4 protein-coding genes and 2 pseudogenes are annotated in these 8,611 nt (G+C 37.4%); all 6 read right to left on the reverse strand.

The window, feature by feature from the left end:
• Nucleotides 1-41: 41 nt before the first annotated feature.
• Nucleotides 42-3,032 (reverse strand): EAL domain-containing protein, encoded by a 2,991-nt coding sequence (locus KQI49_RS11205; protein WP_216489020.1) that lies wholly within the window; start codon nt 3,030-3,032, stop codon nt 42-44.
• Between the two features lie 211 nt (nt 3,033-3,243).
• On the reverse strand, nt 3,244-4,242 hold the full coding sequence (locus tag KQI49_RS11210) for a TAXI family TRAP transporter solute-binding subunit (protein ID WP_216489022.1): 999 nt from the start codon (nt 4,240-4,242) through the stop codon (nt 3,244-3,246).
• Nucleotides 4,243-4,702: 460 nt separating this feature from the next.
• On the reverse strand, nt 4,703-6,370 hold the full coding sequence (locus KQI49_RS11215) for a glycerol-3-phosphate dehydrogenase/oxidase (protein ID WP_216489024.1): 1,668 nt from the start codon (nt 6,368-6,370) through the stop codon (nt 4,703-4,705).
• A 498-nt stretch (nt 6,371-6,868) separates the two neighbouring features.
• Nucleotides 6,869-7,411, reverse strand: a complete 543-nt coding sequence (locus tag KQI49_RS11220; RefSeq protein WP_216489025.1) for a glycerol-3-phosphate responsive antiterminator — start codon at nt 7,409-7,411, stop codon at nt 6,869-6,871.
• Between the two features lie 169 nt (nt 7,412-7,580).
• Nucleotides 7,581-8,004, reverse strand: a pseudogene (locus tag KQI49_RS11225) (FGGY-family carbohydrate kinase); the annotation flags it as partial.
• Nucleotides 8,000-8,611 (reverse strand): annotated as a pseudogene (locus tag KQI49_RS11230) (RNA-guided endonuclease TnpB family protein); the annotation flags it as partial. The pseudogenes KQI49_RS11225 and KQI49_RS11230, both read right to left, overlap by 5 nt.

Raw genomic sequence — 8,611 nt, forward strand, 5'->3', positions numbered from 1 at the left:
ATTTTTTTAACTTTAGTATTTAAATCCATAGCGAGTCCGCATTACTCCAAGTTCTTCCTTAAAAACGCATAAGGGTTTTCATTGATAAATTCTGTATCTGGAATATCTTTATTTTGTTTTTCTAAGACGGTCATTTTATTAATAAGTGGGGCTAATGTATCCCGTTCAAAATTACTTATTTTAAAGGCGACCCCGTATGTGAAGATTTCTGGTCTTTCCTCGTTAATCCACACTAAGCTGCCGTTAACATCAAATGATTCCTCCATCAAGTAAAACTTAAATTTCAGTTTAAGGTTTGAGCCGACCGGCAACTTTAATGATGATAGGATTTTCACCCCACCTAAACTGATATTTCCAATAAGAATATTAGCAGAGCCAACATTTACCTTACGTTTGTTCACTTCTGTAATTCTCATTTCAGCGAGCAGTGATGAAGCAAATTCAAATCTATAGTATTTCCTTCGTTCCTTCGCTGGTTTTCTCGAAATCTTTTTCTTCTTAGGGTATAAATACCCGGTCTGAAGCATTTGTTCAAACTTTTTTCGATGAACAGGCTTTGAATAAAGAAAACCTTGTATCAAGTCACATTCTTTTTGTCTTAAAATTTCCATCTGCTCGTATTCTTCCACACCTTCAGCAATGATTTGAATATCAAGTTCTTTCCCTAAATGCAAAAGTGATGAAACGATTGCCATGTTTTTGTGGTCCTCTGCAGTTAAGTTACGTAAAAACAGCTGGTCAATTTTAAGTGTACTGATGTCGAATTCATGGAGATAACGAAACGATGAATAACCTGTTCCAAAATCATCCAAGGCGATACGAACACCGAGTTTATTTAATGCTTTTATCATCGATTTTACTTGTAGTTCATTTTTTAAAAATGTGCTTTCTGTTATTTCGAGTTGTAAATAGTCTGCTGGAATATCGTTCTTTCTAAGGTTATCTTCCACTGTTGTTACTAAATCTGTTTTTAAAAACTGGATTGGGGAGACATTCACAGCGACTGGAATAAGTTTATAATCTTTTTCCTTCCATTTTTTAAGATGTAAACATACTTCTTCAATAATCCAGGCGCCAATCTCGTGGATAAGATGTTTTTGTTCGGCTAACGAAATAAAGTCACTTGGTGAGACAACGCCCCAATCTTTATGGTGCCAACGAAGCAGTGCTTCCACTCCTTCAATAACGCCATTTCTTGGATTCACTTGAGGCTGATAGTAAATCTCGAGTTCTTTATTTTCAATGGCATGGCGCAAATCTTTTTCAAGCATATACTTTTTGTGCGAGTCAATATCTCGGTTAAAGGAATATAGCTGATAGTTATTTTTACCGAGACTTTTAGCATGGTATACTGCTGAATGTGCATTCTCAAGAATAGCTAGTTTATCCTTGCCATTCTCTGGATAAAAGCTAATCCCGATACTTGCGGTCACGTAAATTTCATAGTCTTGAACGACGAGCTTTTCACCAATACGTTTAATAATTATTTTCGCCAACTGCTCTATTTTGTCTTTATTGGTATAATTCGGGACGACGAAAATAAACCTGTCAGAATGGACATTAGCTAAATAACCTTCTTCTGGTAATAAGTGAATTAATTTCTGAGCTACTTTTTGTATGACAAGATCACTAATCTGGTACCCTAAATAATCGGTGATCCAAGAAAAGTCATCTAAATCAATATAAATCAACGCGAATGTATGAATGGTGTGATTCTTAATCAATTCATCCAACTTCTCATAGAGGCTTCGTTGGTTCGGTATAGCGGTGAGCTCATCGTTTTTCGCTAAAAATTCTAATTTCTTTTGCGTTGAAACTTCAGCTGAAACATCCATAACCATACCAAATAAATGAGTGACATTACCGTTTGCATCTACCTTTGGAATCGTTTGTTCGTAAACCCATTTTGTCGTGCCATCTTCCGTATTAATTCTGTAGATATGATTCATGCTCTTGCCCTGCTCTAGCAGATTATATTTTTCAAATAGTTTTTCTTTATACATCGGTAAAATAATATTTTTCCAGCATTCCGGTTCCTTATATAACCTGTCTATAGGGATTTGAAAGATATCTGATAGCCTTTTAGAAATATAAGTAAAATGACCATGAACAGACTCACTCATCCAAATACCGACACTTAAATGATCAAAAATATGACGGAAATGTTCATTTGTTTCTAGTAAATTCTGTTCCAACAGCTTATGGTCAGTTATATCTTTAACAACACCAATTAAGCGTGTCATCCTATCAGTTTCTGTGTCAACTTCCATATAAACTTTTAAATATCTTAATTCTCCAGTTAAGCTTCGATCAATTCGAAATGTCGTTTCACAATTACCGCCTTCATCAATCGTTTTTTCTACCAAACTACTAACCTTTTTAATATCTTCATTATGAATGTAGGAGTAGACAGTGTCTAAAGATATAGCTTCATCGCTCTGGATTCCATAAATGCTATAAAACGTATCAGAACAATTGACGATATTTTTATCAACGATATATTCCCAGCTTCCGATATTAGCAATTTGCTGTGCGTAGTCCAAGTGATTTGCTTTAAGTTGATATAACTTTTCAAGCTTCTTCTGAGGACTTGTATCTTCTACGATTAAAAAGACCCCTTCAATCGGATTCTTTTTCGCTTTAATGGGGACAAATGTCACCTTTAAAAAAAGCTGTTCTCCATTTTTGTGAGAAACGATTATATCTCGTTGTTTTGTGACACCTTTAATTGATTTATGAAATGTCTTTTGCAAAATTGAATAATTATCTGCAGAAAGATAATTACTATAATCAATCTTTCTCTTTGCTGAATAGCCTAAAAGTTCATTGATACTGTTTGTATTGCGTGAAAGAACCTCACCTGTTAATGATAAAACTAGAAAAATACCAGGATGATTTTCAGCAAAATCCAGGTAATAATCGAAAATGATATTCTCTTCTTGATTCAATTCTGGATGAAGCGTTCCCTCATATGGTGTTTTTTTAAATAAACGTTTTAAAAATGAAGAATGATTAGGAGGTAATTCAGACATATTGACACCTCATTTTCACAATAATTAAACTTGACTTAATCATAGTGCTAAAGAACTATGAAGTCAATATGTTTTACTACTAAATTGGGGGATCTATATATTGGATTCTATTCACATCAAAAAACCTGAACAACATTTCGATTGTTAGAGAAAAATGAAATGTCGTTCAGGTTATATAAGTCGTATTCTTGTAACTCTTTTAACCCTTTAACTATTTCAAATCATCTAGACTATCAATACCACTATTTTTACGAGTTACTATTTGAATAATTTCTGGATAAATATGACCGATAAAAGCGGCATTTTCAACTGTTGAATCTTCAAAGTCCCCTTCACCTGCCAGAGCATCGAGAGCCGGTGTGTGAACCGTCATGCCAAGATCCATATTACCATCACGAATGCTTGACAGGTTTTCAACAGAGGCACCAGTTTCCGTATTAGTAATGTTTACATCGAGATGATTATTCCAAATGTTAGCCATTTCCCCACCTAAAGGATAATAGGTGCCTCCCTGACTTCCTGTTCCTAAAATAAGTTCACTATCACGACCCGCTTCATCTGCACTTAGTTCTGCGACCGGGTTATCGACCGTTAATCCTTGTTCCTCATAATAACGTTTTGCCCCTGGGTGTATGGGCAATCCTTCCGCACCTTTTAAAGCGTTCTCCAACGTCATTTGTTCTGCTTGGGTATGCGTATTTTCATCAGCATTTTCAATCATGCTTTTTGCTAATTCATACCCTAATTCTTCATCGATTGTATCGGTATTGGCCATTAATATAGCAAACGCTGCGACGGTGTCTACGTCAGAATCAAGAAACTCGTACGTATCTTCTGGAATCGTGAAATGTTTATAGCCACTATTCTCTTCAATATAAGATATGGCCTCGTCAGATAATTCTAGCATTTTAACATCTCCCGCCGAGGCTTGCAAACTTTCAATACTTCCAGCTGGTATACCAAGAATCCCTACTGAAATATCAATATTTCCATCTTGTACACCATCTGCCGCATCACCAAATCCTTCTTGGAATTCTTTATAATCATCTTCGCCTATATCGTAAGCGTCAAAGATTAGTTTAGATGCTGAGTTTGTTTCACTTGCCGGTGGGCCTATTGCTATATTCTTCGCCCCACCCCCACACGCACTGAGCAAAAGAATTATTCCAAATAACAACGATGTCAACCCAACTATTTTTTTCTTTTTCATGCTCTTGACCCCTCTCTTTTAAACTATTAGTTAGTGGAAATGACAGAGCTTGTTTAATAAGCAAGCGCAAATTTTAGTCTTATCCTATTTATATACATAACATTTTTAATATATTCCATTATTTCATAAGGGCTTTCAATTAAGCTAAAAAAATTAGAAGAGGGTCTAACTCGTTTCCAACTCCTGTCATGTGATTCTATAGCCCGTCTAGGCGAGTCTATAGCCTTTCGTGCGAATCTATAGCCCTTTAAAAAATTCTATAGCCCGTCAGGCGAGTCTATAGCCCTTAAAAAATTTCTATAGCCCTTCGTGCGGTCTATAACCCTATAAAAAGATACCGGAACATTAAAAGAACCGAGCAATGAATTGATGATTCATTGTTCGGTTGCTAAACTTAGCATAGGAAAAACTCTATATTCAATTTTAATTGCATTCTAGCAGAAATTAAGCCCTTCATGCTTTAATCCAACTGGTCCACCTGAGCGGTTTTCAGTGCATTTTCAAGTTCTTCATCGTATTGATTTTTCTTTGCTTCATTCCATTTTAGACTTTTTGCCATGTAATTGGTCACATCCGTTTTATTATCTTTGACCCAGTCAATATCAAAGAATAATGCACCGGTTCTGCGGACGAAAAAATCAACAGGTTTGTACACAAGTTCATATTCCATTCCATAAATAAGTTCAGCTAATACAAATGGGTCGATTCCCTCTTGTTCTGCTTCTTCCTTATGGTTAAGGTAAATTTCAAAAAGTAGGCCAACATTTCCACCATACATGTTGATGAGTTTTTCAGCTGTTTCTTCAGGTATTTCAAGTGAGCGCGCCCGGTCTAATTGATCTTTTTTAAATTGCTCAAATCCTTTGGATCCTCCCACATCTCCACCTGAAATTGGCAAATTTTTTGTATTGGATGTGGAGTATAGAATTTCTTCTTCCTCTCTTAACTGTTTCACTACCGTATCAACGGCATCTTCCGCCATTTTACGATAGCCTGTTAATTTTCCTCCTGCAATCGAAAGGAGGCCTGAATCGGATATGAAAATTTCATCTTTACGGGAAATTTCTCCTGGTTTTTCTCCATCTCCTTCTGAAAATAGTGCTCTGACGCCTGCCCAACTTGATTCTATATCCCCTGCTTTGATGTTCATGGATGGGAACATATAATCAATGGACTTAAGAATATAATCACGATCTTCTATAGTTGGCTTCGGCGCAAAACGATCGCCCTCGTAATACGTATCTGTCGTACCTACATACGTTTTATTTCCACGAGGTATGGCAAAAATCATACGTCCGTCTGGTGTGTCAAAGTAAATCGCTTGTTCAAGCGGAAACGCATTTTTAGAAAAGACGAGATGGATCCCTTTCGTTAAATGAAGTTTTTTACCTTGCTTAGAACCGTCTTTTTCTCGTAAATCATCCAACCAAATGCCACTGGCGCTGATCACCTTTTTAGCATAAACATCATAGGTTTCGCCGGTTATTTCATCTTTTATTTTTGCACCACACACTTTGCCAGATTGATTATATAACAAATCGACCGCTTTGGAATAATTCAATGCATGAGCGCCTTTTTCAACAGCTTTTTTCATTACTTCAATTGTCAAACGCGCGTCATCTGTTTTATATTCCACATAATAACCTGCGCCTTTTAACCCTTTTTCCTGAATTAATGGCTCTTTTTGCAAAGCTTCTTGGGGACTGAACATTTTTCTGCGTTCGCTCTTTTTCACTCCGGCTAAAAAATCATAAACACGAAGTCCGATATTAGTCGTAAACGGACCAAAAGTACCGCCTTTATGAAACGGCAACATCATCCACTCAGGGGTGGTCACATGGGGGCCATTTTCATACACAATCGCCCGCTCTTTACCGACTTCAGCAACTATCTTAATTTGAAATTGCTGTAAATAGCGAAGTCCTCCATGCACTAATTTTGTCGAACGGCTCGACGTTCCTGCGGCAAAGTCCTGCATTTCAACCACGCCTGTTTCAAGGCCTCTTGTTACTGAATCTAACGCGATGCCAGCACCAGTAATCCCGCCGCCAATCACTAGCACATCTAATTTTCCCTGTTTAAAATGGTTTATGATGTCTGAACGATTATGACTAGAAAAAGTCGTCATCATGAATCTCTCCAATCTATTTAAAATGCAAAAAAACCACAAACAGCCCTGTTGCTCTTAGCACAGGAGTTTGTGGTTCTCTTTTCACTAACCAGTATATTAACTTACCTTTAATTTATCATATTTCACGCTTATTCACAAGAACAAAAACTCGGGGCGCCTGTTTGGCTCCGACAAGCTTAAGCAGAAATCCGCAGTGGCGTTCTTTGCCACGTAGGTTTAATGCTTAAGCCCTCAGGTGAGCTAGGCACCCTGAGCTGAACGAACAAAAGTGCAAACGCCCGATTAGCAAGTTGGAGAAGACCTGACAAGATAAAGGAGACTTGAAAAGCAAAGCGATTCAAAGTCGACTTATCGTAGGAAGGCATTCGAAACTTGATAGTTGCTGGGTGCTGAAGCTAGATGTGCCAATTTTAGTATAAAGTTATCCACAGAAGTTTTAATATTATAGTTTTCTAAGCTATAAATAAATCTTATATTCTAAGCTTAACAGCAACGTTATGTCCATAATTCAACATCTGACGTGGAAACACCAACTGCGCCTGCTTCAATGGCTATATCAATCTCTTCTTTCGATTTCACAAGGCCGCCAACAATTATCGGGATGTCAGTGTTAGCTCGAACGTCTTTAATGACACCAGGGAGGAGACCAGGGAGAATTTCAATTAAATCAGGTTGTGACCTGTTTATCTGTTTAATATTCTGCTCAAAAGCCAAGCTATCGAGTAAAAATATACGCTGAATCGCTAGTATTTTGCTTTTCTTTGCTTGTTCGATAATATTTCCTCGTGTTGAAAGAATGCCAGCGGGTTTTACATGTTGAACGATGAATTCAAGTCCGTATTCATCTGACTTTAATCCTTTAATTAAGTCAAAATGAATGAGTGGCTTTTTGTTAGCGCGTTTACAGTATGTCACTAAATGCGGAAGTTGAGCTAATCGTGACTCTAAAATAATCACCCACTCAGAGTCGGTTTCCAGTCCTTTTTCAAAATCTTTCATTTTCCGAATCGCCGGGATGACACCTGATGGTTTGTCCATAATCATTCCCCTCCTTCCATAGCAATTTAGTGAATAAAATCACATAATTTATTAAAAAGGGAGATGGCAAAACACAGACCTTTATACCATCTCTAACTGTAAATTTTATAATATGACAATAATTTAGCCGTAAGGTGAGTCGGAAACGTGGTATAACCTTCACTCGATGCTATTTAAAAACTCGAGTTGCTTCCACTGCTTTTTTCCAACCGCTGTAAAGTTGTTCTCGTTTATCGTCAGCGAGTTCTTTTTTAAACGTGTGCTCGACACGCCATTTTTCGGCGATTTCATCTTGGCTTTCCCAGAAACCAACGGCGAGTCCTGCTAGGTATGCGGCACCGAGGGCGGTTGTTTCTTGGACAACTGGGGCGTTCCACTGATACATCTAGCATATCACTTTGGAACTGCATGAGAAAGTCATTTTTCACAGCGCCTCCGTCAACTCGCAGTGTGCGAAGGTCAATGCCTGAGTCAGCAATCATTGCATCTAGGACGTCTTTTGTTTGGTAAGCGATTGATTCGAGAGTTGCGCGAACGACGTGTTCTCTTTCTGTGCCACGTGTAATACCGAGTACCGATCCCCGGGCTTGATTTTGCTAACTTACGATTCCGTAACATCCCTTTTGTATTCAAGTTTTCAATACAGACGACATCGTGGCTTTTGATTATCTCTGTACTTAGCTTATTAAGGAAATCCTCACGCTGGTTCATTACTTTTTCATGTAATCTGGCAACTTTTATCTTCTGCTTTTGATAGTTTTTTGCATCCAGAAGGTTCATACCATTGTTTTTAGCACGTAACGCTCGTCTTGAAAGTTTTCGTTGTTCTTTTTTTAATTTCTTCTCCGCTTTTATTGTAAATTTATTATTGCCAATCTTGCGACCATCAGAAAAAATGGCAAAATCAGTTATGCCTAAGTCTATAACAATAGATGTTTCCGTTTTATCTAACGGTTGCACTTCTGTTTCAACAAGAATGGATATGAAATATCTACCGCTAGGATTTCTTCTGACAGTAGTATGAAGAATGCGACCTTCTACATCACGACTTTTGGAGAATCTGACCAATCCGAGTTTAGGTAATTTAATCTTGTTGCCGATAATCGCAATATTGCCGTTCGTGTATTTCGTTTTATAAGACTGCACATTGTTGTTTTTAGATTTGAAACGTGGGGCTTTGTTTTGTTTCTTAAAGAATCT

This window comes from Virgibacillus sp. MSJ-26 (genome assembly GCF_018918075.1).
GTDB lineage: Bacteria > Bacillota > Bacilli > Bacillales > Amphibacillaceae > MSJ-26.

What these genes read in the sequence shown, in the direction of transcription:
- KQI49_RS11205 (WP_216489020.1), bottom strand. Translation starts at nt 3,032, where the DNA reads ATGTCTGAATTACCTCCTAATCATTCTTCATTTTTAAAACGTTTATTT.
- KQI49_RS11210 (WP_216489022.1), bottom strand. Translation starts at nt 4,242, where the DNA reads ATGAAAAAGAAAAAAATAGTTGGGTTGACATCGTTGTTATTTGGAATA.
- KQI49_RS11215 (WP_216489024.1), bottom strand. Translation starts at nt 6,370, where the DNA reads ATGACGACTTTTTCTAGTCATAATCGTTCAGACATCATAAACCATTTT.
- KQI49_RS11220 (WP_216489025.1), bottom strand. Translation starts at nt 7,411, where the DNA reads ATGGACAAACCATCAGGTGTCATCCCGGCGATTCGGAAAATGAAAGAT.